The sequence below is a fragment of the Aeromonas sp. S5(2024) genome (assembly GCF_041403025.1).
In the GTDB taxonomy this organism is placed as follows: Bacteria; Pseudomonadota; Gammaproteobacteria; order Enterobacterales; family Aeromonadaceae; genus Aeromonas; species Aeromonas hydrophila.
The window spans coordinates 267,394-292,039 of sequence record NZ_JBGLRI010000004.1; the positions used below are offsets into that span (position 1 = coordinate 267,394).

At 58.1% G+C, this 24,646-nt stretch carries 19 protein-coding genes and 5 tRNA genes; 13 read left to right on the forward strand and 11 right to left on the reverse strand.

Going from position 1 to position 24,646, the window contains the following annotated elements; all coding sequences use genetic code 11:
• Nucleotides 1-96: 96 nt before the first annotated feature.
• Genes ACB032_RS10720 through yhhA form a run of 4 tightly spaced genes read right to left on the reverse strand, consistent with a single transcriptional unit; the run spans nt 97 to nt 3,981 of the window.
• Entirely contained in the window at nt 97-615 is a 519-nt protein-coding gene (locus ACB032_RS10720) for a GNAT family N-acetyltransferase (protein WP_213393660.1), read from the reverse strand.
• Nucleotides 612-1,622 carry a hypothetical protein gene (locus tag ACB032_RS10725; RefSeq protein ID WP_213393659.1) on the reverse strand — a complete coding sequence of 337 codons (1,011 nt, stop codon included), beginning with the start codon at nt 1,620-1,622 and terminating at the stop codon, nt 612-614. Before ACB032_RS10725 ends, ACB032_RS10720 begins: the two co-directional genes overlap by 4 nt.
• Nucleotides 1,579-3,753 carry a cyclophane-forming radical SAM/SPASM peptide maturase YhhB gene (yhhB, locus tag ACB032_RS10730; RefSeq protein ID WP_213393658.1) on the reverse strand — a complete coding sequence of 725 codons (2,175 nt, stop codon included), beginning with the start codon at nt 3,751-3,753 and terminating at the stop codon, nt 1,579-1,581. The genes ACB032_RS10725 and yhhB overlap by 44 nt, the downstream gene beginning before the upstream one ends.
• Nucleotides 3,754-3,762: 9 nt before the next feature.
• Entirely contained in the window at nt 3,763-3,981 is a 219-nt protein-coding gene (gene yhhA, locus ACB032_RS10735; protein WP_371137911.1) for a YhhA family cyclophane-containing RiPP, read from the reverse strand.
• A 753-nt stretch (nt 3,982-4,734) separates the two neighbouring features.
• Here yhhA and pncC point away from each other — a divergent pair.
• The 10 genes from pncC to ACB032_RS10785 all read left to right on the forward strand — a co-directional run bounded on the left by pncC (nt 4,735) and on the right by ACB032_RS10785 (nt 12,243).
• The gene (gene pncC / locus ACB032_RS10740) at nt 4,735-5,226 is read left to right on the forward strand and encodes a nicotinamide-nucleotide amidase (protein WP_106551743.1); all 492 of its coding nucleotides are present in this window, start codon (nt 4,735-4,737) and stop codon (nt 5,224-5,226) included.
• Nucleotides 5,227-5,305: 79 nt separating this feature from the next.
• Entirely contained in the window at nt 5,306-6,370 is a 1,065-nt protein-coding gene (gene recA / locus ACB032_RS10745) for a recombinase RecA (protein ID WP_011707431.1), read from the forward strand.
• A 41-nt stretch (nt 6,371-6,411) separates the two neighbouring features.
• The gene (locus ACB032_RS10750) at nt 6,412-6,912 is read left to right on the forward strand and encodes a regulatory protein RecX (protein WP_029304798.1); all 501 of its coding nucleotides are present in this window, start codon (nt 6,412-6,414) and stop codon (nt 6,910-6,912) included.
• A gap of 492 nt (nt 6,913-7,404) precedes the next feature.
• Nucleotides 7,405-10,029 carry an alanine--tRNA ligase gene (gene alaS / locus ACB032_RS10755; protein ID WP_371137912.1) on the forward strand — a complete coding sequence of 875 codons (2,625 nt, stop codon included), beginning with the start codon at nt 7,405-7,407 and terminating at the stop codon, nt 10,027-10,029.
• 16 nt (nt 10,030-10,045) lie between these two features.
• Nucleotides 10,046-11,293, forward strand: coding sequence for an aspartate kinase (locus ACB032_RS10760; protein ID WP_371137913.1), 1,248 nt, complete (start codon nt 10,046-10,048; stop codon nt 11,291-11,293).
• Nucleotides 11,294-11,386: 93 nt separating this feature from the next.
• Nucleotides 11,387-11,575, forward strand: a complete 189-nt coding sequence (gene csrA / locus ACB032_RS10765; RefSeq protein WP_005305164.1) for a carbon storage regulator CsrA — start codon at nt 11,387-11,389, stop codon at nt 11,573-11,575.
• A 214-nt stretch (nt 11,576-11,789) separates the two neighbouring features.
• Nucleotides 11,790-11,882: transfer RNA gene (locus tag ACB032_RS10770), tRNA-Ser, on the forward strand.
• Nucleotides 11,883-11,885: 3 nt separating this feature from the next.
• Nucleotides 11,886-11,962, forward strand: a tRNA-Arg gene (locus ACB032_RS10775).
• Between the two features lie 99 nt (nt 11,963-12,061).
• Nucleotides 12,062-12,138: transfer RNA gene (locus ACB032_RS10780), tRNA-Arg, on the forward strand.
• A gap of 28 nt (nt 12,139-12,166) precedes the next feature.
• A tRNA-Arg gene (locus ACB032_RS10785) sits at nt 12,167-12,243 on the forward strand.
• Between the two features lie 362 nt (nt 12,244-12,605).
• Here the strand turns inward: ACB032_RS10785 and pbpG are convergent.
• From pbpG to pepA, 6 genes are all read right to left on the reverse strand, one after another.
• A complete protein-coding gene (gene pbpG / locus ACB032_RS10790) occupies nt 12,606-13,433 on the reverse strand; it encodes a D-alanyl-D-alanine endopeptidase (protein ID WP_011707427.1) in 828 nt (275 codons plus the stop codon).
• Between the two features lie 139 nt (nt 13,434-13,572).
• Nucleotides 13,573-14,238, reverse strand: coding sequence for a DedA family protein (locus ACB032_RS10795; protein ID WP_371137914.1), 666 nt, complete (start codon nt 14,236-14,238; stop codon nt 13,573-13,575).
• Nucleotides 14,239-14,256: 18 nt separating this feature from the next.
• Nucleotides 14,257-15,549, reverse strand: a complete 1,293-nt coding sequence (locus tag ACB032_RS10800; protein ID WP_029302168.1) for a hemolysin family protein — start codon at nt 15,547-15,549, stop codon at nt 14,257-14,259.
• Between the two features lie 186 nt (nt 15,550-15,735).
• Nucleotides 15,736-18,588, reverse strand: a complete 2,853-nt coding sequence (locus tag ACB032_RS10805; protein WP_371137915.1) for a valine--tRNA ligase — start codon at nt 18,586-18,588, stop codon at nt 15,736-15,738.
• Between the two features lie 65 nt (nt 18,589-18,653).
• The gene (locus ACB032_RS10810; RefSeq protein WP_371137916.1) at nt 18,654-19,109 is read right to left on the reverse strand and encodes a DNA polymerase III subunit chi; all 456 of its coding nucleotides are present in this window, start codon (nt 19,107-19,109) and stop codon (nt 18,654-18,656) included.
• A 162-nt stretch (nt 19,110-19,271) separates the two neighbouring features.
• The gene (pepA, locus tag ACB032_RS10815) at nt 19,272-20,780 is read right to left on the reverse strand and encodes a leucyl aminopeptidase (RefSeq protein ID WP_011707422.1); all 1,509 of its coding nucleotides are present in this window, start codon (nt 20,778-20,780) and stop codon (nt 19,272-19,274) included.
• A gap of 172 nt (nt 20,781-20,952) precedes the next feature.
• Here pepA and lptF point away from each other — a divergent pair, with 172 nt between their 5' ends.
• Both lptF and lptG read left to right on the forward strand, forming a co-directional pair.
• Nucleotides 20,953-22,065 carry an LPS export ABC transporter permease LptF gene (gene lptF, locus ACB032_RS10820; RefSeq protein ID WP_005305138.1) on the forward strand — a complete coding sequence of 371 codons (1,113 nt, stop codon included), beginning with the start codon at nt 20,953-20,955 and terminating at the stop codon, nt 22,063-22,065.
• Between the two features lie 141 nt (nt 22,066-22,206).
• Nucleotides 22,207-23,277 carry an LPS export ABC transporter permease LptG gene (gene lptG, locus ACB032_RS10825; RefSeq protein ID WP_011707420.1) on the forward strand — a complete coding sequence of 357 codons (1,071 nt, stop codon included), beginning with the start codon at nt 22,207-22,209 and terminating at the stop codon, nt 23,275-23,277.
• Between the two features lie 194 nt (nt 23,278-23,471).
• On the opposite strand, the gene ACB032_RS10830 is transcribed toward lptG, so the two are convergent.
• Entirely contained in the window at nt 23,472-23,993 is a 522-nt protein-coding gene (locus tag ACB032_RS10830; protein ID WP_016352039.1) for an RDD family protein, read from the reverse strand.
• A gap of 143 nt (nt 23,994-24,136) precedes the next feature.
• On the opposite strand from ACB032_RS10830, the gene ACB032_RS10835 reads away from it, so the two are divergent.
• Nucleotides 24,137-24,222 (forward strand) — tRNA-Leu (locus ACB032_RS10835).
• The last annotated feature ends 424 nt before the right edge of the window (nt 24,223-24,646 follow it).

Sequence of the window (24,646 nt, forward strand, 5' to 3'; positions counted from 1 at the left end):
GAGCTCATTTGGTGCCTTTCTGTATTGGGTATTGGATTCGTTGAGAGGACAGCTAGATAGTAAGAGCCTTCATGCGACGACAGTGATCCTTCATTTTCACCGTCTAGGGATATCGGTAGCAGCAGACAGCTCCCCGATCTTATCAAGAACAAGAGCCTGCCTATGCCAAACTAGTACCAGTTGAGAATCTTCAGGTGCCGTTGTATCAACAAATCCGGCATGTTCAGCAGCCTTACGCGATGCGGTATTAGACTTACGCATGTGCGCATAGACGACATCATACCGGCTGAGTTCACAACAATACTGATACGCAATACGACCGATTTGTCGCCCCTGACTAGGTCGATTCAGGAATACGTGAAAAGATGGGTGGTGGCCTCGGATCGGGTCATCAACCATATTTATATAAGCAGTTCCTGCCCGCTTGCCATTGGCCAAAATAATCCATGCTTCACCCCCAGGTCCTCCCCCACGTTCACGTGAGCCAGGGGTCCGTATTAGTTCAACTGCATCAGTTGTTACGGGGCCCAGCTTCGATTTGGCTTTTACAATCGGGGGGTTGGGAGTCTTCTGTTTGGCTGCTTTTGGTTTCGACTTATTCAATGATCGAGTCATAGTGACTCTCCTAAGCCGGCAAGGAGGCGATCGCAACTCTTAGCCCAAAATTCAGCTGGGAAAAATCCTGGAGAAAAGGCAATTACGATGTTAGCGAGGCGATCCACTATGTGGTGCCTGTGCAAGGACTGGGTTAGTTCGTCGACTCGAGTCAACACCTCAGGCAAGGAACAGTCCAATGGGCCTGGATGTTCTATAGAGTCGCTGTCACCATCGTATCTATTGCAGAAGTAGTCCATGTCAATGTGAAGCAGGATAGCTGTATCCTTTCCAGCTGCACTACTAAGCCCTTCAAGCCAAGCCTCGAGATCATTGGTGAACCGATAGCGCCCGAGCCCCACATTTTTGTCATCAGGAATGAGAGAAATCCCAGGCCGACGTTCATCGGGATTCAGCAAGGTATCTGGCAAGAACTCCAGCTTGATGGTTGAATCGACAGTTCCGACACATTTTGGCCCTTGGCAAAGGTGACGAACATCAGTATCTGGGGCGTAGTGGAGAAAAGGTGTCAAGAAACTTCCCATTCCCAATGCACCACTCTTGATCGCGTTTGTTACAGAGCTGGGATGTTGGAGGCTAAAGGTTTGTCCTGTGATGGGATCAAACCAGCCATCAGCACGTTTGAAAATTCGAGGGGCACCCAAATCTTTGTGATCATCTACGTGTAGTACAGTAATGTGCGGGTGTTGAGGGTTGCTAGCCAACCACTCGCTCCAACTTTCCAACGTCCAAGTATCGTTTAATGATAACAACAGTCGGCCCCTACGCTTGCGAGCCAGAGCCATATCTTGGTACCGAAGGTGACTGCCCCACCAAGCCAATCCCTTATCAAGCTGAGGATCGACGTAACGGTGCGGGTCATCTGACCATCCCAGTACCAAAGCCCATTGGTCACCAATTTGGGCAGCTACCGCGTCTTTATCACAGAAGTAATCCCGCAGTTGTGCGTGCCGTTGCTGCGGGTCAAGTGATAAACGGGATAGCGGAATGGTGATGCTCGAGCTCATTAGGGTCTCCCCCTTCCTTGGTGGCACGTCTCAAAACCTCAACGAGGCTCAATCCAATTTCTGTCAATGGACATTCTTTCAACGTGGCAAACGCCTGTTTTAGGTGCAGATCGGTATCTGCAATCTGGTGCACCGCTCGTGACTTGTGGCTAGTAGGTCCATGATCACGTACGTACAACCAAAAGCGCCTGAGTTCGACAAACACAAACACTGCGTGGAGTAAGCCCGAAGGTGGACGCAAGTCTTCACGCCAAGGAGAAACGACTTGGACAGATGTGCTCTCTACAGTTGGTGCATGCCTCTCTAGCAGGTAGAGTTTTTGATGACGGTGTTCATGAATCAGTGAGTCCGCCAGATCGTAAGGATCGATCAACCCGTCACCTTGTGAAATTGATACGTAAAGCGCTCCAGGGACGGAATTATCACTGAATGATACGATTTTGCGTGGATCTGCCGAGGGATCACGAATGAACTGAATTGCACGGCATGCGGCCAATATTTCCATTGCTAGAGCTGGGCGCCAGGTCCTGACAATAGCCATGGCGCACTCAATGAGAGGGCGTCCAACATCTGCAAGTTCATCATCTTCAAAGATGATAGCCCCACCGAAGGGAGCCCTCAGCCAGGCGTCATTACGGCCCACATCAAGTTGGATGTTACCCATTTGCGGGGGCGCATGTTCGAGCAGCATGTCCAAATAGTCTGGAGTCGCCGTAATGACTTGACCATCCACAGTCAGCAAGACATGTCCACGCTTGTTGGCCAATACAGCATTTGACCAGGCGATAGCACCAGGATGGAGAGCAACTTGCTCGAAAACTGCTTCATCCATAGAACTGAGCTTGGCAGCTCGCTTATCATCAGGAAAGAAACCCAATGACTCTCTCAGCCGCTGAATCGCGTCTTCCTTTGCGCTGGCGCAAAGCCAGCTTAGTTGAGGGGCCGACGTTTCTGCTAGCTCGAAATTGGTCAGGTCGAACACATCAGGGAGAGGTGCTAGCACCTCTTTTTGCATATCAGAAGAAAGGTGTTCTTTGAGACGACTGTTGATATGGGTGACCAAGCGCTTCATTTCGTGACAGTACACAGTAGGATTAATGAAGCCATTTTCACCAAAGCGGTGAGGCAGTGAGCCACCGCCACAGATTTCTACGATGTCACACGATTGGCAAGTTTCAGACAGCCCTTCCCGACGCAGATAGCGCCGATGTTGTGCAATGGCGGGCGAAAGAGCTACTTGAGCAATGGGGGTGTCTGCAACGGTGCCCTTAAGCCTGGTCGCTCCATCTTGTGTGACCTTCAATACGTCTAGGTCGTGGTAGCTTCCATCAGTCTCGATAGACAACAAACTCACATCGCCAAAGCCAAAAGCATCAGTGCTGGAAGGCAACCCGGCACAAACGTCCAGCAACGCTTCGAATGTTCTCAATGGTATATGAGCGTATTGATCAAACCAGACATCAAATGCGTTGACCAACCATTCCTCATACAGTCCTTGATTTTGGTTGCGTCCTGGTGGAGGGCGAAGCCAATGGGCGTCCGGCAGCAGGAAATCCAGACGTGGAATTTTGAAGTGATCGAAATATTCGAACAGTTCAGTTGCACTGGTCGAGGGGTCTACCACAGCAATGACGCCAGCGAAGATCGATGGATACTGCTGAAGGCGCTTAAGAGCGAGCTCCGTTTGCTTGAAACTGGAGTTTCCCTTCCGTGTCAAACGATGCTTGTCGTTAGCAGACTTGGGGCCATCGAGGCTAAGCGAAACCCCAATATCAGCTTTAGCAAGAATTACCAAAGCTTCGTCAGTTAATAGCAGTCCGTTGGTTTGTAGACTGACATCCACTGGAATGCTGCAAGTTTCGCGAAGCAGACTTGCAAAGTCAGCGAGTGTTTGGGCTCCAGCCAGTAACGGCTCACCACCATGCAGAATCACTGCGCAGCGCTTCAGTCCACCTTGGTTCACATACTCCGCGAGTCGTCGGGCAAACGCCTCACGATGTTCTGCGGAGAGGAGTTTTGGCATGGAGCGCCAACTCTGGTCAGCGTGGTGGTAGACATAGCAATAATCACAATCGAGGTTGCACCTTGATGCCACTTTTACCAAAAACGACGAGAACTTAGCAGCGTCCATGCCGATGACTCACGAACGGTTGTGCCGGTGGTGCATGCGATCGTAACTGGTGATGACTTGGCTCGCGTCTGACTCAGTCAATACGCGCAAACGCAAACGTTGGATTGCAGGGTTTGTGCTCTGCCCTTTAGTCAGGCTATGGCGAATTGTCGACGGAGTTGACTCTTCAATTTTGATTGCAGCAGATGACATCACGTATTCCTTGACATGTTGAAGTGTCACTATCATGGCTGATTAGCGCACAGAATTTCAAGGGTAATTGTTAATTTTGTAATAGGCGGGTTAAATCAAGGCTGGGTGACTGATTTTAATAACTTATAGATGCATTTTCAGCGCTTTTCGTTGGTTTTTCATCGCTAGAATAGCTCTCCCTCTTCAGTATGCTTAAGCGCACGTGACACCGAGTAGAAGTAGCTAGATACCTCGACCAACGCTTCTCGCGGTTTATCAGGCCCATCAGCATGGATACACGGCTAGACACGAGGATTTACCACCGGATAAAGGTCTCAGATTGAGAGGCAGTTAAGTGGTGAGAAGGTATTGCGGTTTTAAAGGAAGGAATTTTGTTGAGAGTGAGTGGGTCTTGGGAAAGGGTCAAGAAAATAAGTATAGGTTTAAGTGTAGGATTTAAAATGAACTGATAAAAACAACTTGTTAATCAATCTTATAACACCTATGCATCATGGGCGTGTGGGCGCTGAGATTGGCGCCAGGCGCGGTGCCGGTAGCTAGGTGTTGTGCGGTCATGTGCGATTCCAGAAGGGGCCTCTGCGGGCCAGTGTCTGCGGTGATGAGCCTTGAACTTGATGGTGCCATTCTACACATAAGCAGGGCGGCGGGGGAGGTCGGGTTCCGGGGTTGTCTCTGGCTGAGCGGGTCTTGGTGCTGCACATCGATGTCGGTGGGGGTCTGCCCGGCGGTTGCGGGCGGCAGTGACGGGATCGCATAATGTGCCTCTTCAACGAATCAGCAGGAGCCGTGATGAAACTGGATGCAGAGATAGAGCACCTTGCCATCGAGCTGGGTCGGGCCCTCGGTCAGCGCGGTTGGCTGGCGGCGACCGCCGAATCCTGCACCGGTGGCGGGGTGGCGACGGCCATCACCGACATCGCGGGCAGCTCAGGCTGGTTCGACCGCGGTTTTGTCACCTACACCAACGAAGCCAAGCAGCAGATGCTGGGGGTGAGCGGCGAGAGCCTTGAGCAACACGGCGCGGTGAGCGAAGCCGTGGTGCTGGAGATGGCCCGTGGTGCGCTGGCACACTCCTCTGCCGCCATCAGTGTCGCCATCAGCGGCATCGCCGGCCCTGGCGGCGCGACACCGGGCAAGCCGGTCGGCACCGTCTGGTTCGCCTGGGCTGATCGATCCGGCCGTCATCACTCCCTGCTGGCCCGTTTCGACGGGGATCGCCGGCAGGTGCGCCAGCAGGCGGTGAGACAGGCCTTGTCGGGTCTGTTGGCCCTGCTCAGATAAATTGGGCTTGATACTGTATGAATAGACAGTATACTTAGCCCAACTTCATTTTTACTCACGATTTCCAGCGGAGATTGGCATGGATCAGAACAAACAGAAGGCACTGGCGGCTGCGCTGGGTCAAATCGAAAAGCAGTTTGGCAAAGGCTCCATCATGCGTCTGGGCGACAGCAAGACCATGGATATCGAAGCCATCTCCACCGGCTCCCTCTCCCTGGACGTGGCGCTGGGCATCGGTGGCCTGCCGTGCGGTCGTATCGTCGAGATCTATGGCCCGGAATCTTCCGGTAAAACCACGCTGACCCTGCAGGTGATCGCCGAAGCGCAGAAGAAGGGCAAGACCTGCGCCTTCGTCGATGCGGAGCACGCGCTGGATCCCATCTATGCCGCCAAGCTGGGCGTCAACGTCGACGACCTGCTGATCTCCCAGCCGGATACCGGTGAACAGGCGCTGGAAATCTGCGACATGCTGGTGCGCTCCAACGCCGTTGACGTCATCATCGTCGACTCCGTGGCAGCCCTGACCCCGAAAGCGGAAATCGAAGGCGAGATGGGTGATTCCCACGTCGGCCTGCAGGCCCGTCTGATGTCCCAGGCGCTGCGCAAACTGACCGCAAACATCAAGAACGCCAACTGCCTGTGCATCTTCATCAACCAGATCCGGATGAAGATTGGCGTCATGTTCGGCAGCCCGGAGACCACCACGGGTGGTAACGCCCTCAAGTTCTACGCCTCCGTCCGTCTGGATATCCGTCGCATCGGCGCCATCAAGGAAGGCGACGAAGTGGTCGGTAACGAGACCCGCGTCAAAGTGGTCAAGAACAAGGTGGCCCCGCCCTTCAAGCAGGCCGAGTTCCAGATTTTCTATGGCGCCGGCATCTCCAAAGAGGGAGAGCTGGTGGATCTGGGCGTCAAGCACAAGCTGATCGACAAGGCTGGAGCCTGGTACAGCTACAACGGTGAGAAGATTGGTCAGGGCAAGGCCAACGTCATGAAGTTGTTCGCCGAGAACAAGGCGATGGCTGGCGAAGTGGAAGCCCGTTTGCGCGAGCTGCTGCTCTCCGGTGCCGTACCTGTCGATGACAAGGCTGCACCGGTTGAGGCAGAAGAGTTCGATGCCGAAAGCGAACAAGAGTTCGAATAAGGAACAAAGGAAGGCCGGGTTGATACCCGGCCTTGTTATTTATGGTTGATGAATCTGCTGACAAACCGGTCGAACTCACTTTTGAAGAGCAACTGGCGGCGGCCCGCGCCTTTGCCATGCGCAGTCTTGCTCGTCGCGAAAGCGCCGAGTCCGAGCTGGCCAGACGGCTGCGCCAGCAGGGCTATCAGGAAGAGGTGATCGAGGCTGTCGTCGATTATTGCCGGGGTTACAACTGGGTCAACGACGAGCGCTATGGCGCCATGGCGGTAAGAGCCGGGGCGGCCAAGGGGCACGGTCCCATCAAGATCCGTTTCGAGCTGCGCCGCAAGGGGCTGGATGACAACCAGATTGATGCCGCCTTCGAGCAGCCGGAGCTGGACTGGTTTGAACTGGCCTTGGATCTTTTGGCGCGGCGAGCCAACGTGGCCGACCTTGCCGATTTCAAGCTGCGGATGAAGTGGCTCAAATACCTGCTGGGACGCGGCTTTACCCAGGAGCAGGGACGCTATGCGTTGAGCGCCTTGCAGGAGCGCGAGCTGTAATCACTCCGTTTCTGTTCTTCTGCAAGCCATCGCAGCCTGTTGATGGCCTGCAGGGTTGATGGTGGCGCGCTTGCTGCCTAGCCCCAACACCAAATACCAAATACCAAATACCAAATACCAAACACCCAGCATCCAAGATTGTCATGGCGCAGTTCTGCATCTCGCATGATGCCTGTTGCTCGGGTTGTCCGTATCGTCTTTCCCGTCGCCACCATGGACATGGTGGCATGCCCTTTGCCGCTGGTGTCTGTGGATTCAACAACTTGCATCCTGGTGGCAGACGCGGTGGAAGGCTCCTCGGTGGCAGGCCGATTTTCCGCTGTCATCGGCCAGAACCATGGCTGAAAACGCCCCGGTTTGTCTCCCTTTTCTCACAGCCCCCATTTATGCGCGCTTTTTCACCCGTGGCGGCCCTGTCCGTTTTACTTTACCCCGCAGAAAACTTACATTAATGCGGTTAAAAGTCCGTATTCGAATCAAGCAGGATTTTCCATGTATATGTCCACGTCAGAGATTCGCGCCGCGTTTCTCGAGTATTTCCGTTCCCAGGGGCACCAGGTTGTCTCCTCCAGCTCGCTGGTACCGCATAACGACCCGACCCTGTTGTTTACCAACGCGGGTATGAACCAGTTCAAGGACGTGTTCCTTGGCGCAGACAAGCGTGCCTACAATCGCGCGACGACCTCCCAGCGTTGCGTGCGTGCCGGTGGTAAGCACAACGATCTGGAAAACGTCGGCTATACCGCTCGTCACCACACCTTCTTCGAAATGCTGGGCAACTTCAGCTTCGGCGACTACTTCAAGCAGGATGCCATCAAGTTTGCATGGGGTTTCCTGACCGAGGTGCTGCAACTGCCGAAAGAGCGCCTGCTGGTGACCGTCTACGCGACTGACGATGAAGCTTTCGACATCTGGGAAAAAGAGGTCGGTGTGCCGGCTGATCGCATCGTGCGCATCGGTGACAACAAAGGCGCTCCGTACGCTTCCGACAACTTCTGGGCCATGGGCGATACCGGTCCGTGCGGTCCCTGCACTGAGATCTTCTACGACCACGGCGATCACATCTGGGGTGGCCGTCCCGGCTCACCGGAAGAGGATGGTGACCGTTTCATCGAGATCTGGAACGTGGTGTTCATGCAGTTCAACCGTCAGGCTGACGGCACCATGGAACCGCTGCCGCGTCCGTCCGTGGATACCGGCATGGGTCTGGAGCGTATCTCCGCCATCATGCAGGGTGTGCACTCCAACTACGAAATCGACATCTTCCAGGCGCTGATCAAGAAAGCAGCCGAGATCGTCGGCACCACCGATCTGAGCAACCAGTCCCTGCGCGTCATCGCGGACCACATCCGCTCCTGCGCCTTCCTGGTGGCAGATGGCGTGATGCCGTCCAACGAAGGTCGCGGCTACGTGCTGCGTCGCATCATCCGCCGCGCCGTGCGTCACGGTCGCAAGCTGGGTGCCACCGAGGTGTTCTTCTACAAACTGGCTGCCGAGCTGGCGGCACAGATGAAGAATGTCGCCGCCGAGCTGATCGCCCAGCTGCCGCTGGTCGAGCGCGTGCTGCGCATCGAGGAAGAGCAGTTTGTCCGCACTCTGGACAGAGGCCTGCTGTTGCTGGAAGACGTGCTGGCCAATCTCGGCGATGCCAAGGTCATTCCGGGCGAAGTGGTGTTCAAGCTGTATGACACTTACGGCTTCCCGGCCGACCTGACTGCCGACGTGGTGCGCGAGCGCGAGATCGGCATCGACGAAGAGGGCTTCAAGGCCGAGATGGAGAAGCAGCGTGCTCGCGCCAAAGAGGCTTCCAGCTTCGGCGTGAACTACAACGAGATGCTCAAGCTCGACTTCGAGACCCCCTTCACCGGTTACAAGACCCTGACCGAACGCACCCGTGTGGTCGGCATCTACAAGGGCGTGGACGAGGTGAGCGGTCTTATCGCCGGTGACGAAGCGGTCATTGTGCTGGAGCAGACCCCCTTCTACGCTGAGTCCGGCGGCCAGATCGGCGACAGCGGCACCCTGAAAGTGGATGACGGCATCTTTGCCGTGACCGATACCGTCAAAGCGGGCAAGGCGATCATCCACAAGGGTTACATGGAGCTGGGCACCCTGGAGAAAGGGGCTGAGGTCGAAGCCGTGGTCGATGGCGAGCGTCGTCAGGCCATTGCTCTGAACCACTCCGTGACCCACCTGCTGCACGCTGCCCTGCGTCAGGCGCTGGGTGAGCACGTGACCCAGAAAGGCTCTCTGGTGGGTGCCGAGCGCATGCGCTTTGACTTCTCCCACTTCGAGGGGATGACCATGGCGACCATTCGCCGGGTCGAGGAGCTGGTCAACAACCAGATCCGCGCCAACCACGAAATCACCACCCAGCTGATGGATCTGGAAGCCGCCAAGTCGGTCGGTGCCATGGCGCTGTTTGGTGAGAAATACGAAGACGACGTGCGCGTAGTGCGCATGGGCGACTACTCCACTGAGCTGTGCGGCGGTACCCACGCCAAGCGTACCGGTGACATCGGCTTCTTCAAGATCATCGCCGAGAGCGGCATCGCCGCCGGTGTGCGCCGTATCGAAGCGGTGACCGGCAAGGCCGCCATCGACTTCATGCATCAGGTCGGCGAGCAGATCGAAGAAGCTGCCGCACTGGTGAAAGGTGACCAGTTCTGCATCGCCGACAAGGTACGTCAGGTACTGGACAAGGCCAAGATGATGGAGCGCGAGCTGGAGCAGCTCAAGGCCAAGCTGGCCGCTCAGGCCGGTAACGACCTGCTGGGTCAGGTGATCGAGATCAAGGGTCAGAAGGTGCTGGTTGCAGCGCTGGAAGGGGCCGATCCGAAATCCCTGCGCGGCATGCTGGACGAACTGAAGAACCAGATGAAGTCCGGTGTCGTGCTGCTGGCCACCAGTGGCGAGGGCAAGGTCAACCTGATCGCGGGCGTCACCAACGACCTGACCGGCAAGGTCAAGGCCGGTGAACTGGTCAATCTGGTCGCCCAGCAGGTCGGTGGCAAGGGCGGCGGTCGTCCCGACATGGCCCAGGCGGGTGGTACCCAGCCCGAGGCAGTGCCGGCAGCCCTGCAATCCGTACACTCCTGGCTGGAAGAGCGCCTGTAATCGGGCGAGGTGATCTGTGGCACTCTATGTACAGAAGTACGGCGGCACCTCGGTCGGCACGCTGGAGCGGATCGAGGCGGTAGCTGAGCGGGTCGGGCAGACCCGCGCCCAGGGACATGACGTGGTGGTGGTGGTCTCCGCCATGTCGGGCGAAACCAACCGGTTGCTGGGCATGGCCCAGCAGCTGGATCCTGATGCCAACCGGCGCGAGATGGATGTGCTGGTCTCCACCGGTGAACAGGTCACCATAGCGCTGCTGGCGATCGCGTTGAACAAACGCGGTTGTCCTGCGGTCTCAATGACCGGCGATCAGGTTCGCATTCATACCGATTCCGCCTATGGCAAGGCGCGCATCACCCACATCGACACCGAGCAGGTTCAGGCTGAACTGGGCGCGGGCAAGGTGGTGGTGATCGCCGGCTTCCAGGGCCGTGACGAGCATAACGCCATCACGACGCTGGGCCGCGGTGGCTCTGACACCACGGCGGTTGCCGTGGCGGCGGCCATCAAGGCCGATGAATGCCAGATCTTTACCGATGTGGATGGGGTCTATACCACGGATCCGCGCATCGAGCCCAAGGCGCGCCGTCTCGATACCATCACCTTCGAGGAGATGCTGGAGATGGCCAGTCTCGGCGCCAAGGTGCTGCAGATCCGTTCGGTGGAGTTCGCGGGCAAGTACCGCGTACCGCTGCGGGTGCTGTCGAGCTTTGTCGATGGAGAGGGAACCTTAATCACATATGGAGGTGAGAGGATGGAAGCTCCCCTGGTATCCGGGATAGCGTTCAATCGCAACGAGGCGAGCCTGACCATTCTGGGTGTGCCGGACAGGCCCACCGTGGCCGCGCAGATCCTGAATCCGATCAGCGACGCCAACATTGATGTCGACATGATAGTGCAGAACACGCTGGGCGATGGGACCGCCGACTTCACCTTCACGGTGAATCGCGATGACTATCGCCGGGCGCGCGCCCTGCTGGAGGAGACCGCCAGCGAGCTGGGGGCCGCCTGCGTGCAGGGCAACGGTGAGATCGCCAAGGTTTCCATCGTCGGAGTCGGGATGTGGAACCATCCTGGCGTCGCCCGCACCATGTTCAAGGTATTGGGCGAGGAGGGGATCAACATGCAGTTGATTTCCACCTCTGAAATCAAGATATCCGTGGTGATTGACGAGAAGTACCTGGAGCTGGCAGTGCGTGCCTTGCACTCCGCTTTTGGGCTGGATCAGGAGCCTCATGAGCAGCCCTTGGGAAACAATCCCTGATTGATTTAGTTTCAACCATTTACCATATCGGTATCTTTGTAAGATAATGTCGCATATCGATATAAATACAAAACAGGATACAGGAGCAAGCGAATGCTTATTTTGACTCGTCGTGTAGGGGAAACCCTGATGATTGGTGACGAAGTGACTGTCACCGTACTGGGCGTAAAAGGCAATCAGGTTCGTATCGGTGTGAACGCACCGAAAGAGGTCTCCGTACACCGCGAAGAGATCTACCAGCGCATCCAGGCCGAGAAAGTTCCGGGCCAATCCGGCTTCTAAGCGGCGTTAATGGCTGTGACAAGGCGACACCTCATGTGTCGCCTTTTGTTTTTCTGGGGTGCTGAAAATCGCGTCGCAGGGAGCAAAAGAGCGGGATAAGTGCCGATATTGCTTGAATATTCCACGCTTTGGCCAAATGCTGAGCGAACGCGCTTTTTTCTCCAAAAAAGTGTTTGACTAAAAATCCCTGTGAAGTATTATCAGCCCCGCAAACGGAGAGGTGGCCGAGAGGCTGAAGGCGCTCCCCTGCTAAGGGAGTATGCGGCTTATACCCGCATCGGGGGTTCGAATCCCCCCTTCTCCGCCATTTGCGCCCGTAGCTCAGCTGGATAGAGTACCTGGCTACGAACCAGGTGGTCAGAGGTTCGAATCCTCTCGGGCGCACCATATTAGACTCACGATGAGTCATGTACTGGCAATCAGCAAGCCGGTACACCTGAAAAAGGCTTACTGTTGAGTAAGCTTTTTTTATCGCTTTAAATCAGGGCGCCCGTAGCTCAGCTGGATAGAGTACCTGGCTACGAACCAGGTGGTCAGAGGTTCGAATCCTCTCGGGCGCACCATATTGAAAGCAGTACCAAAAGTTGATGAGCGCCCGTAGCTCAGCTGGATAGAGTACCTGGCTACGAACCAGGTGGTCAGAGGTTCGAATCCTCTCGGGCGCACCATATAGAAGACAGCCTCGACCTCGGTCGGGGCTGTTTTTTTATATGGCCATGCTACCGGAAGGGCTGGCACGCCTCAGCTCTTGGTCTCCTACCGTTTGGCTCGACAGCCGTCATCCGTCTTGCCCTCAGCCCAACAACAGCGTGACGAAGGCTCCTATGCCTGCATGACGCGCTCCCCTGTCGCGCATCCTTGCCATCTTTCCCCCCCTCACGCACACGGTATCGCGTCGTATAGCCGTCTTTTAGCCTGAAGCAATCGTCCATCCTCTTTTGTGATTGCTGCGTCCGGATGGGCACAGAGGCGGTTTGCGGGCAATAAAAAAGGATGCCGCAGCATCCTTTTTCATCCCCGTGGCGCGGGATCAGCTTTTCAGCCACTTGCGAATGCGGTTGGCATCGCCGACCGGGGTGCGTTTGCCCACCGAGTTGAGCAGCACGATGGCCAGCTCCCGGTTGTCCGGCTTGGCGCGCATCAGCAGGCAACGGCCCGCCTCGTCGGTAAAACCGGTCTTGGAGAGGCGCACATCCCAGTCCGGGTTCTTCACCAGCGGGTTGGTGTTGTTGAACATCAGGCTGTAGGCAGGGGTGCGAAAGCGCATGTCCTTGCTGGTGTCCTGGGTGAACTCGCGGATCAACGGCTGGCGATAGGCGGCGGCGATGAGCTTGGCCAGATCCTGGGCGGTGGAGACGTTGCGAGTCGACAGGCCGGTGGAGTCATAGAAGCGGCTGTTGCGCATGCCCAGCTGCTTGGCTTTGTTGTTCATGGCCCGCACGAAGGCGGGGCGTCCACCGGGATAGTGACGGGCCAGGGCCGAGGCCATGCGGTTCTCCGACGACATCAGTGCCAAGTGCAGGGCATCGCGGCGTGATACCTGAGTGCCCATGCGCACCCGCGAATAGGTGTGCTTGATGGCGTCTCTGTCGTTCTGATCGATGGTCAGGGTCTGGCCGAGATCCTGACGGGCATCCAGCACCACCAGTGCCGTCATCAGCTTGGTGATCGAGGCGATGGGGCGCACCCGGGTGGCATTCTTCTGGTACAGGGTTTTGCCCGTACCGACATCCATCACCAGCGCGCTGCTCGATTGCAGCTGCAGTTTGGCCGGGTTGGGGGCAGCCAATGCTGCTGGCAATCCCAGCAGTCCAACCAATGCATAAACCAGCGCCATAGCGCTAACCCGACACCGCATACTACCGACTCCATTCACGTCGAAAAAAAAGGCGCTAGATTCACTCATTTTTACCCTCGCTTGACAAGAGCGCCAGCGGGTAAATCGCCATTATTTAGCTAAAAAAAGGGCCATCTTGCGATGGCCCTGTGTATTTGTCTCAATCCCGTGGCGCACTGGCTTTGCGTTTGCTCAGCCAGCGCCAGATCAGCGCGATGAGACCGCCGACCAGCAGTACGATCGGCAGGCAGAGAATGATGCTGAGAAACTGGGACTGATACTCGGACGCCAGCTTGGTGTGGCTCAGGAAGTAGCCAAAGCCGACCAGCGGGCAGATCCACATGATGGAGCTGACCAGATTGACGATGAGAAAGCGCCCCTGCGGCAGCTCGGTCGCGCCGACGATATAGGGGTAGGCGGTGCGCACGAAGGCGATGTAGCGGGCGGTGATCAGGGTCACTATGCCGTATTTGTCCAGCAGGTAGTAGACCTTCTGCTGGTGCTTCTCTTCCACATGGGACAGCAGCCGGTGGTAGAGCTGGGTATGGCCCAGGAAACGCCCCTGCATGTAGCCGAGCCAGGTGCCGACAAAGGTGGCCAGGATCAGCAGCGGGATCACCCCAAGGGAGAGTACGTCCTGATAGATGAGCACGCCGGTCAGGATCAACAGGCTGTCGCCGGGCAGAAAGGCGGTGGGGATGAAGCCATTCTCCAGCACCAGAAACGTCAATAACACGCCGCAGACCATGAAGGCCATCTTGGGATCGGATAGCGTCACCAGATCCTGATGCATAAAGGCGTGAGACAGTTGGTAAAACTGCTCCATAGTTGCAAACTCCGCAGGTTAGCTGGGTTGATCAAGCAAGGGCATGGCCAGCACCTTGTCGATGCGCAGACCATCCATGTCAACAATTTCCAGTTGCCACTGTTCCAGCGTGACCAGATCTCCGGTCTGGGGAACGCGGCCAAGGAGCAGCATGATAAGCCCTCCGAGGGTGTGATAGTGATGTTTTTCTTCTTCCGGTAGCCGAACCAGTCCCAGACAGTCCTTCAGCTCCGGCAGCGGAATGAGGCCGTCGAGCAGCCAGCTGCCGTCGGTACGCTGGAATGCCCAGTTGTCGTCGCCGTCCTCCTGCTGGAAGTCGCCGGCCAGGGTCTCCAGCAGATCCTGCTGGGTAACCAGCCCCTGCAGCTCGCCATATTCGTCCACCACCAGCACCATGTGCTCGGAGTGGGTACGGAAGTGGTTGAGCAGCTCGAGGCCGTTGAGGGTCTCCGGCAGCAGGCTGCCATCCTGGGTCAGCGCCGCCAGATCGATGGGCTCTCCCTTGATGTAGGCGTGCAGCACCTTGCTGACGTTGATGATGCCCACCAGTTCCGACAGGCTGCCGTCGCAAACCGGGAAGAAACTGTGGCGATACTCCACCAGTCGCTGCAGGTTCACCTCCAGCGGCAGGGCGAGGTCGAGATAACGGATGTCGCTGCGCGGCACCATCAGTGACGAGAGGCTGCGCTCGTCGAGGCGGAACACATTGCGCAGCATGGTGTGCTCATGATCCTCGATGATCCCGGCCTCTGAGCCTTCCACCAGCATGGCGTGGATCTCCTCCTGGGTCACGTTGGCGCCACCGTCCTGGCTGACGCGCAGGATGCGCAGGCTGGCCTTTGTTGAAGCAGACAGCAGCCAGACAAAGGGGCGGGTGAGCGCCGCCAGCCACATCATGGGGCGGGCTACCAAGCAGGCGATGCGTTCGGCGCTGAGCTGGCCGAGCCGCTTGGGCACCAGCTCGCCGATGACGATGGAGAGATAGGTGACCACCACGATGACCAGTACGGTGGCGAGCAGGCTGCTGCTCTTGGGGGCCATGCCCCACTCCTGCAGCCAGAGCGCCAGTGGTTGGGCCAGCAGGGATTCGCCGTAGATACCGTTGAGCAGACCGATACTGGTGATGCCGATCTGCACTGCGGAGAGAAAATGGGTCGGATCTTCACTCAGTTTGAGGGCGATGGCGGCAGAGCGGCTCCCTTCGCTGACCATCTTGCTGAGGCGGGCCTTGCGCGCGGTGACGATGGCGATTTCCGACATGGCGAAGACGCCATTAAGCAAAATCAATCCAAACAGGATCAATATTTCCATACTGCAACAGCACTCCGAGTAGAAAAGATCGCTGGCAGTGTAATGAATTTGGGGGCGATGCGCTTGTGAAAGCGGGTGATTTGGCTCGCTAATTTTGCATGAAGAAGCGCAAAAAGCGCGGGGTGGCGGCGGACGGGCAATAAAAAGCCCCCTGCAGGAGGGGGCTTCTACCAAGTCAAATCCGGCTTACAGCGCGGCGATCTCGGCCTGCTGAGCTTCCAGCTTGGTCAGCTGGAGACGGTAATCTTCCAGCTTCTCGCGCTCCTTGATGATGACCGCTTCCGGCGCCTTGGCGACGAAGGCTTCGTTGCCGAGCTTGCCTTCGATGCGGCCGCACTCGCCCACCAGACGGGCAACCTCTTTGGCCAGACGAGCCAGCTCGGCATCCTTGTCGATGAGACCGGCCATCGGGATCATCAGCTCGGTCGCACCGATCAATTTTTTGACCGACAGCGGGGCGGTTTCACCATCCGCCAGTACGCGGATAGATTCCAGACGGGCCAGCGACTTGAGGAAGGCCTCGTTGTCAGCGGCGCGCTGGGTATCCTTGGCATCGCACTGGAGCAGCACATTGAGGGGCACGCTCGGCGCCACGTTCATCTCGGCGCGGATGTTGCGGATGCTGACGATGAACTCCTTCACCCACTCCTGATCCGCCATCGCGGCTTCGTCCACCTTGGCAGCGTCGAACTCCGGGAAGGCCTGAATCATGATGGTGTCGGCGTGCACGCCGGCCAGCGGGGCGACCGATTTCCAGATGGTCTCGGTGATGAACGGGATGATCGGGTGGGCCAGGCGCAGCAGGGTCTCGAGGACGTTGACGAGGGTGTAGCGGGCAGCGCGCTGCTCGGCCTCGGAACCCTTGGTCAGTACCGGCTTGGTCAGCTCCAGATACCAGTCACAGAACTGGTTCCAGATAAATTCGTACAGCACGCCTGCCGCGATGTCGAAGCGGTAGGTATCGAGCGCGGTACGGAAGTCACGGATGGCCACTTGCAGCTGGGACTGGATCCAGCGATCCGCCAGACTGAACTGCATCTCGCCACCGGCAAAACCGCAATCCTGATCTTCGGTGTTCATCAGCACATAACGGGAGGCGTTCCACAGCTTGTTGCAGAAGTTGTTGTAGCCATCCAGGCGCTTCATGTCCCAGTTGATGTCACGACCGGTAGAGGCCAGCGCCGCCAGGGTGAAGCGCAGGGCGTCGGTACCGTGGGCTTCGATCCCTTCCGGGAACTGCTTGGCGGTACGCTTGCCGATCTTCTCGGCCATCTGCGGCTGCATCATGTTGCCGGTGCGCTTCTCCAGCAGATCTTCCAGCGAGATGCCGTCGATCATGTCGAGCGGATCCAGCACGTTGCCCTTGGACTTGGACATCTTCTGGCCTTCTTCGTCACGAATGAGGCCAGTGATGTAGACGGTCTTGAACGGGACTTGCGGCTGGCCGTTCTCGTCCTTGATGAAGTGCATGGTCATCATGATCATCCGGGCAATCCAGAAGAAGATGATGTCGAAGCCGCTCATCAGCACGTCGGTCGGGTGGAAGGTCTTGAGCGCCTCGGTGTTGTTCGGCCAGCCCAGGGTGGAGAAGGTCCACAGGGCGGAGCTGAACCAGGTGTCGAGCACGTCTTCGTCCTGACGCAGCACGGTCACGGACGGGATGTTGTGCTTGGCGCGCACTTCATCTTCGTTGCGGCCCACGTAGACGTTGCCGGCATCGTCATACCAGGCCGGGATGCGGTGACCCCACCACAGCTGACGGGAGACGCACCAGTCCTGAATGTCGCGCATCCAGGAGAAGTACATGTTTTCGTACTGCTTGGGCACGAACTGGATGCGGCCATCTTCCACCGCTTCGATGGCGGTCTTGGCCATCGGCGCCACGCGCACGTACCACTGGTCGGTCAGCATTGGCTCGATGGGCACGCCACCGCGATCGCCGTAAGGCTGCTGCAGCACGTGATCCTTGATCTCGGCCAAGAGGCCCAGCTCGTCCAGCTTGGCGACGATGGCCTTGCGGGCCGCGAAGCGCTCCATCCCGGCGAACTCGATCGGCAGGGCGGCGTCATAGGCGGTGCTGGGGTTGCCGTTGCTGTCGACCACTTCGGCCTCGGCACGCACGTGGGCGTCCAGGGTGAAGATGTTGATCATCGGCAGGTTGTGGCGCTTGCCCACTTCGTTGTCGTTGAAGTCGTGGGCCGGGGTGATCTTCACGCAGCCGGTGCCCTTCTCCATGTCGGCGTGTTCGTCGGCGACGATGGGGATCAGACGGTTCACCAGCGGCAGCAGAATGTGCTGACCGATCAGCACCTTGTAGCGCGGGTCTTCCGGGTTTACCGCAACGGCGGTATCACCCAGCATGGTTTCCGGACGGGTGGTGGCGACGATCAGGTGATCCTGGCCTTCGGCAGTCTTGGCGCCGTTGGCCAGCGGGTAGCGCAGGTGCCACATGTGGCCCTTGATCTCGCGGTTTTCCACTTCCAGATCGGAGATGGCGGTGTTGAGTTTCGGATCCCAGTTCACCAGACGCTTGCCACGGTACATCAGGCCATCTTCGTAGAGACGGACGAACACTTCTTGTACGGCGGCGGAGAGGCCTTCATCCATGGTGAAGCGCTCGCGCTCCCAATCCACGGAGTCACCCAGACGGCGCATCTGGCGGGTGATGGTGCCGCCGGACTCTTCCTTCCACTGCCAGATCTTGTCGATGAAGGCTTCCCGGCCGTAATCGTGGCGGGTCTTGCCCTCTTCTGCGGCGATCTTGCGCTCAACCACCATCTGGGTGGCGATACCGGCGTGGTCGGTACCCGCCTGCCACAGGGTGTTCTTGCCCTGCATGCGGTTGTAGCGGATCAGGGTATCCATCAGGGTTTGCTGGAAGGCGTGACCCATGTGCAGGCTGCCGGTGACGTTCGGCGGCGGGATCATGATGCAGAAGGAGTCTTTGCTGGTGTCGCCGTGGGGCTTGAAGTAACCCTGGGCTTCCCAGTGCTGATAGAGCGCCTGTTCGATGGCGTTGTGATTAAAAGTCTTTTCCATGGTCTCGCCGTATTCTGGATGGATGGATTCTGGTGTTGATTCGTCGTGGATCGAGGGTGGCACAGTCAGGGCTGTGTCGGATCCGGTGCGGCAAGGACGGGCTGATCCCTCATCTCGAGGGTGTGGCCTGCCTGGCGATAGTGCTTGTAGCGCTCGCGGGCTTGCTGCTTTTGTGTTTCGTCAGTGGGGACAAAATCTACCACTTGAGCGAAGTGTCCTGCAAACAAAGGTGTCTGTTTGGCCAGATTGATGAGGCGGGCATAGCGCCGCCGTGGCGGCTGATGGCCGATCTCCACCGGTGCCTGACCGCTCTCGCCCTGCAGCTGGTGCGGCACGAAGCGCTCCGGCGGCAGCTGCCACAGCAGCTCGTCGAGGCGCAGGGCCTGCGCTTCGTCGTCGCACAGCAGGTAGAGATGGCCCGCACCCCAGCTATCGGCTACGAGCTGGCAGGCAAGGCGTTCGACGGCCGAAGCCTGCGCGTCATCCTGTTCGCTCATCAGGTAAAAGGTCACTTGGCTCATCAGGTTGATCCCGTTTGCGGTGACGGACTATTGACCGCCGGTAAGGACGGGCAGGGGATATTCCTGCCAACTCTCAATGAAACAAGGAAGAGGCGGGCCTCTTCCTTGTGATTCAGGGTAACGCTATCCCGTTTGATGCACGCATCGAACGGGATAAAAGGGTTACTCCTTCTCTTCGATGACCACCCCTGACCGGTTCAGCAGGAACTGGGTCAGCAGAGGCACCGGACGCCCGGTGGAGCCTTTCTCCTTGCCACTCTTCCAGGCGGTCCCGGCGATATCCAGGTGGGCCCAGTTGTACTTCTTGGTGAAGCGTGACAGGAAGGCTGCGGCGGTGATGGTACCGGCCGGGCGGCCACCAATGTTGGCCATGTCGGCAAACGGACTCTCCAGCTGCTCCTGATACTCGTCGAACAGCGGCAGACGCCAGGCGCGATCACCCGCCTGCTCGGAGGCGTTGAGCAGCTCGTGGGCCAGCGGGTTGTGGTTGGCCAAGAGACCCGTGGTGTGGTGACCCAGGGCGATGATGCAGGCACCGGTCAGGGTGGCCACGTCGATCACGGTTTCCGGATCAAAGCGATCCACATAGGTCAGCGCATCGCACAGCACCAGGCGGCCTTCCGCATCGGTGTTCAGCACTTCGATGGTCTGGCCGGACATAGAGGTGAGGATGTCGCCCGGGCGATAGGCGTTGCCACCCGGCATGTTCTCGCAGCCCGCCAGTACGCCGATGACGTTGATCGGCAGCTGCAGCTGGGCCAGGGCGTGCATGGTACCGAGCACGGAGGCGGCGCCACCCATGTCGTACTTCATCTCGTCCATGCCCTCGGCCGGCTTGATGGAGATGCCGCCGGAGTCGAAGGTCAGTCCCTTGCCGACCAGCACGATGGGCTTGGCATCCGGATGACCCTTGTACTCGATGATGGCCATCATGGCTTCGTTGTCGGAGCCGCGAGCCACCGCCAGATAGGAGTTCATGCCGAGCTCGGCCATCTCCTGCTCGCCGATCACCTTGGTGGTGATGTTGTCGAAGGCATCGGCCAGACGACGGGCCTGGGAGGCGAGATAGGCCGGATTGCAGACATTGGGCGGCATGTTGGCCACGTCGCGACAGACGCGCACCCCTTTCGCCACGGCCAGGCCGTGGGCGATGGCTTTTTCACCAATGGTCAGTTCCCGACGCGTCGGCACGTTGAATACCAGCTTGCGCAGCGGACGGCGCGGCTCGGCTTTGTTGGTCTTGAACTGATCGAAACTGTAGAGGCCCGCCTTGGTGGTTTCCACCGCCTGGCGCACCTTCCAATAGGTATCCCGTCCCTTGACATGCAGCTCGGTCAGGAAGCAGACCGCCTCCATGGAGCCGGTTTCGTTGAGGGTGGTGATGGTCTTGTTGATGATCTGCTTGTACTGGCGTTCGTCGAGTTCCCGCTCCTTGCCGCAACCGACCAGCAGCACGCGCTCACTGAGCACGCCTGGTACTTGATGCAGCAACAGCATCTGGCCTGGTTTCCCTTCCAGGTCGCCACGGCGCAGCAGCGAACTGATGTAGCCATCGCTGATCTTGTCCAGTTGTTCGGCAACCGGAGAGAGGCGACGCGGCTCGAATACGCCGACCACGACGCAGGCACTGCGTTGCTTCTCAGGACTGCCACTCTTTACACTGAACTCCATGGAATCTCCTACATCCTAAAGACAAAAGGCACCTTTTATTGAATAATGCGGTGCTTGTTGGGGTATCAGAGGCGGAGCGAACAGGCACTGGCTCCGCAGTTCAAACTGGTAAAAATCCAATATACGGCCCTATTTTTCAGGCATTCGACTAAAAACACAAGTTTACTTGGGAATGACTGTGATCGTTTTCCGATATTTGTTCAGGGAAACCCTGAAAACCCAGCTGGCGGTATTATTCGTGCTGCTGCTCATCTTCGTCAGCCAGCAATTCATCCAGATCATCGGCGACGCCGCCGATGGTGAGGTGCCGACGCGCCTGGTCTCCACCCTGCTGTTGCTCAACCTGCCCAACATGGCCCTGTTGATGCTGCCCATCAGCCTGTTTTTGGCCATCTTGTTCGCTCACGGGCGCCTCTACGCCGAAAGCGAAATGACGGTGATGCATGCGGTGGGCTTCAGCCACCGTTTCGTGATGCGCAGCGCCATGGTGCTGGCCTTGCTGACGGCGGCTGTTGCCGCCTTCAACACCGGCTGGGTGGCCCCGCAGGCCAAGGAGCGCGAGTACCAGGTGATCGACGAGTTCAAGGCCGATCCGGGTATCTCCTTCCTGCAGGCCGGCCGCTTTATGGAGCTCGACAAGGGACGGCTGGTGGCTTACATCCAGGATCTCAACGACAAGGGCTCCAAACTGCAGAAAATCTTCGTGTTGCAACGCTCTCAGGATGGCAAGCCGCCGTCGGTGGTGGTGGCGACCGAAGGGGTGGTCACGGTCGACAGCAACGGTCTGCAGTGGCTGACCCTGAAGGATGGCTCCCGCTACGAGGGGCACTTCAATACCCGCCAGTTCCAGATCTCCGAGTTCGACGAGTACAGCCTGGTGATCCGCCAGCAGGAGATGGAGCGCTCCAACCGCAAGGCGGCGGCCAAGCCGACCATGGAGCTGCTGGGTACGCAGGACAACCAGCTGATGGCCGAGCTGCAGTGGCGCCTGTCGCTGCCGCTCTCCATTCTGGTGCTGACCTTCCTGGTGGTACCGCTGGCGCGGGTCAACCCCCGTCAGGGCCGCTATGCCAAGCTGTTGCCGGCCATCCTGCTCTACCTCTCCTACTTCCTGCTGCTCAGTGCCGCCCGTTCTGCCATCGACAGCGGCCGGCTGCCGCACTGGCCCGGCATGTTCCTGGTGCCGCTGGTCTATCTGCTGCTGATCGGGTTGCCGCTCAACCTGCAGGGCACCAGCTGGTGGAACGGGGTCAAGACCCTCTATTTCAAGAGAAAATCGGCATGATGTTGCCATCTGGGAGTCTCTACTGATGTTTGGCATTCTCGATAGACATGGCGACCGGGTCATTTTGATGTCGCCCCCGTTCCATACGTCTGTATTTGAGGAAAAAATCAGCATGATGCTGCAACAAGGGGGTCTCTGCTGATGTTTGGCATTCTCGATAGATATATCGGCCGTGTTATTTTCATGTCGGTCCTGCTGTGCGAACTGACCCTGGTCGGGCTGGCGGCGCTCATCAAGTACGTGGAGCAGCTGAAGTCGGTGGGGGAAGGCAACTACGACATGCTCAGCGCCCTCTACTATGTGCTGCTCTCCATGCCGAAAGAGGCGGTGCTCTTCTTCCCGCTGGCGGCCCTGCTGGGCGGCCTGATCGGTCTGGGCCAGCTGGCGACCAGCTCCGAGCTGGTGGTGATGCAGGCGGCGGGCCGCTCCAAGATCAGCATAGTGATGGCGGCTCTCAAGACCGCCATCCCGCTGATGATCCTGGTTGGGCTGATGGGAGAGTACGTGGCCCCCATCGCCAAGCGAATGGCGGACGACATCAAGGCGGGCGCCCTGTCTGAGGGGCGGCTGACCGTGTCGGCTTACGGGGTGTGGGCCCGCGATGGCAACAACTTCGTCAATATCAACGGGGTGCGCAACGATGGCGCGCTGACCGGCATCACCCTTTACCGTTTCACCCCGGAGCGCAAGCTGATCGATATCCTGCAGGCGCAGGAAGGGGTGTTCGAGCAGCATCACTGGCTGCTCAAGCAGGTACAGGTGACCCGCTTCGATGACCCCAGGCAGATCATGAGCGAGACTCAGCCCCAGATGGAGTGGAGCTCAGAGCTCACGCCCAAACAGCTGGGTGTGGTGAGCATCGATCCTGAAAACCTGCCGGTGGCGGGACTGCTGGATTACATCGGCTATCTGGATGCCAACAAGCAGGATGCCGGGCGCTACAAGCTGGAGATGTGGCGCAAGCTGCTGTCACCGCTCTCGGTGGTGGCCATGATCCTGCTGGCCTCCTCCTTCATCTTCGGCCCGCTGCGCTCGGTCAGCATGGGGGCGCGGATGCTGATGGGGATCATGACCGGCTTTGCCGTCTACGTCAGCGATCGGGTGTTCGGGCCCATCAGCCTGGTGTATGCGGTACCGCCGATCCTGGCGGCCATCGCACCGAGCCTGCTGTTTGGTGGTATCTCTTTCTATATCCTGAGCCGCAAGCAGTAGCGGCCTGAAGGGCTGTGAGGGCGGTGGCGCTGCTGACAAAAGGCGGCCATCGCTCCTGCTGCACTGCTGCACTGCTGCACTGCTGCACTGCTGTTCGGCGGTATCTCCTTCTATATCCTGAGCCGCAAGCAGTAAGCGTGTCGGCCAGCAAAAAGGGCACCCTCGGGGTGCCCTTTTTCGTTGCTGCCACAGGATCAGCGATTGAGCTGTTCCAGGTTCTCTTGCTTGCCGAGCACCACCACTTCACATTCGGACCAGATGTCCTGAAACGCGCGAGGTGACTTGTGGTTGAACAGGCAGAGCAGGTTGCCGAGGCCGAAGGCCGCCGTGGCCAGCCGGATCAGGGCCTGGGTGATGCGAATGTTGCTGCCGTCGGCATTCTGGATGCGCAGACGCCAGGCCCGCATGCCGATGGTCTGGCCGGCACGGGTCCAGAACCAGGTGTAGAAACCGCAGATGATGAAGGCGAGCCAGGCGCTGTAGATGGGGCTGGTCAGCAGCCAGGCGGCGTCCTTGCCTTCGGGCACGGTCGCCATGCCGGTTGCCAGCAGCAAGTGTGCCACCCCCATCCCGATGAAGCCGGCGATGATCAGCAATGAGATGACCACCAGATAGTCATAGAGCAGGGCGCCGAGCCGGCGTAGCAGGCCGGCGGAAGGGTAGCGCGCAGTCGCGGGAGGGGTCGGTGTCGGTTGGACGGATTTACGCTTGGCCATCGTTTTTATTCCATTAATATGATGCGGGCATTCTATGTAACTGACCCAGCCTCGGCAAGGCGTTGAATAAATGAGCAAACGACTGTGAGAGCAAGAAAAACACCTTGCATGCCCAAGCGCCATTCGTATAATCCCTCGCAGTTGCCCGGGTGGCGAAATCGGTAGACGCAGCGGATTCAAAATCCGCCGGTGAATAACCGTGTCGGTTCGAGTCCGACCCCGGGCACCATCAAATTCCAAGACAAAAGGCCATCAGCAATGATGGCCTTTTGTTTTTCCGCTTTTCCCCTTTCTCATCGCTCTTCCATTCTCTGGCTGATATCGGCAGGCCGGCTACTCGTCTATGTCCGCATGGCGTCCCTCTGCGCTATTTCGGTGCGGCAGTATGTGTGTGCACAGCGGAAGTGCGCACTTGCTCAAGTTAGCGCGTCCCGTGCGCCAATCTGGTGCGTTACTTCGCCGGCACCAGCATAAATCAATGATTTTAATCTATTTATTAAGTTGGCCTGCTTTGTGCTTTGAAGCACTTATGTCGCCATGATGCCGCTCATCCGAGGAATGATGGGCGGGGCGGTCACCAGTGTGTAGCGAATGTGGATGTACGTGAATCGTCGGTTTCGATGTTCATATCAGGAAATGGACCCGGCCGGGAG

Coding starts and splice junctions, on each gene's coding strand:
- ACB032_RS10720 (WP_213393660.1), bottom strand. CDS start 615: ATGACTCGATCATTGAATAAGTCGAAACCAAAAGCAGCCAAACAGAAG.
- ACB032_RS10725 (WP_213393659.1), bottom strand. CDS start 1,622: ATGAGCTCGAGCATCACCATTCCGCTATCCCGTTTATCACTTGACCCG.
- yhhB (WP_213393658.1), bottom strand. CDS start 3,753: ATGGACGCTGCTAAGTTCTCGTCGTTTTTGGTAAAAGTGGCATCAAGG.
- yhhA (WP_371137911.1), bottom strand. CDS start 3,981: ATGATAGTGACACTTCAACATGTCAAGGAATACGTGATGTCATCTGCT.
- pncC (WP_106551743.1), top strand. CDS start 4,735: ATGAAACTGGATGCAGAGATAGAGCACCTTGCCATCGAGCTGGGTCGG.
- recA (WP_011707431.1), top strand. CDS start 5,306: ATGGATCAGAACAAACAGAAGGCACTGGCGGCTGCGCTGGGTCAAATC.
- ACB032_RS10750 (WP_029304798.1), top strand. CDS start 6,412: ATGGTTGATGAATCTGCTGACAAACCGGTCGAACTCACTTTTGAAGAG.
- alaS (WP_371137912.1), top strand. CDS start 7,405: ATGTATATGTCCACGTCAGAGATTCGCGCCGCGTTTCTCGAGTATTTC.
- csrA (WP_005305164.1), top strand. CDS start 11,387: ATGCTTATTTTGACTCGTCGTGTAGGGGAAACCCTGATGATTGGTGAC.
- pbpG (WP_011707427.1), bottom strand. CDS start 13,433: ATGCGGTGTCGGGTTAGCGCTATGGCGCTGGTTTATGCATTGGTTGGA.
- ACB032_RS10795 (WP_371137914.1), bottom strand. CDS start 14,238: ATGGAGCAGTTTTACCAACTGTCTCACGCCTTTATGCATCAGGATCTG.
- ACB032_RS10800 (WP_029302168.1), bottom strand. CDS start 15,549: ATGGAAATATTGATCCTGTTTGGATTGATTTTGCTTAATGGCGTCTTC.
- ACB032_RS10805 (WP_371137915.1), bottom strand. CDS start 18,588: ATGGAAAAGACTTTTAATCACAACGCCATCGAACAGGCGCTCTATCAG.
- ACB032_RS10810 (WP_371137916.1), bottom strand. CDS start 19,109: ATGAGCCAAGTGACCTTTTACCTGATGAGCGAACAGGATGACGCGCAG.
- pepA (WP_011707422.1), bottom strand. CDS start 20,780: ATGGAGTTCAGTGTAAAGAGTGGCAGTCCTGAGAAGCAACGCAGTGCC.
- lptF (WP_005305138.1), top strand. CDS start 20,953: ATGACTGTGATCGTTTTCCGATATTTGTTCAGGGAAACCCTGAAAACC.
- lptG (WP_011707420.1), top strand. CDS start 22,207: ATGTTTGGCATTCTCGATAGATATATCGGCCGTGTTATTTTCATGTCG.
- ACB032_RS10830 (WP_016352039.1), bottom strand. CDS start 23,993: ATGGCCAAGCGTAAATCCGTCCAACCGACACCGACCCCTCCCGCGACT.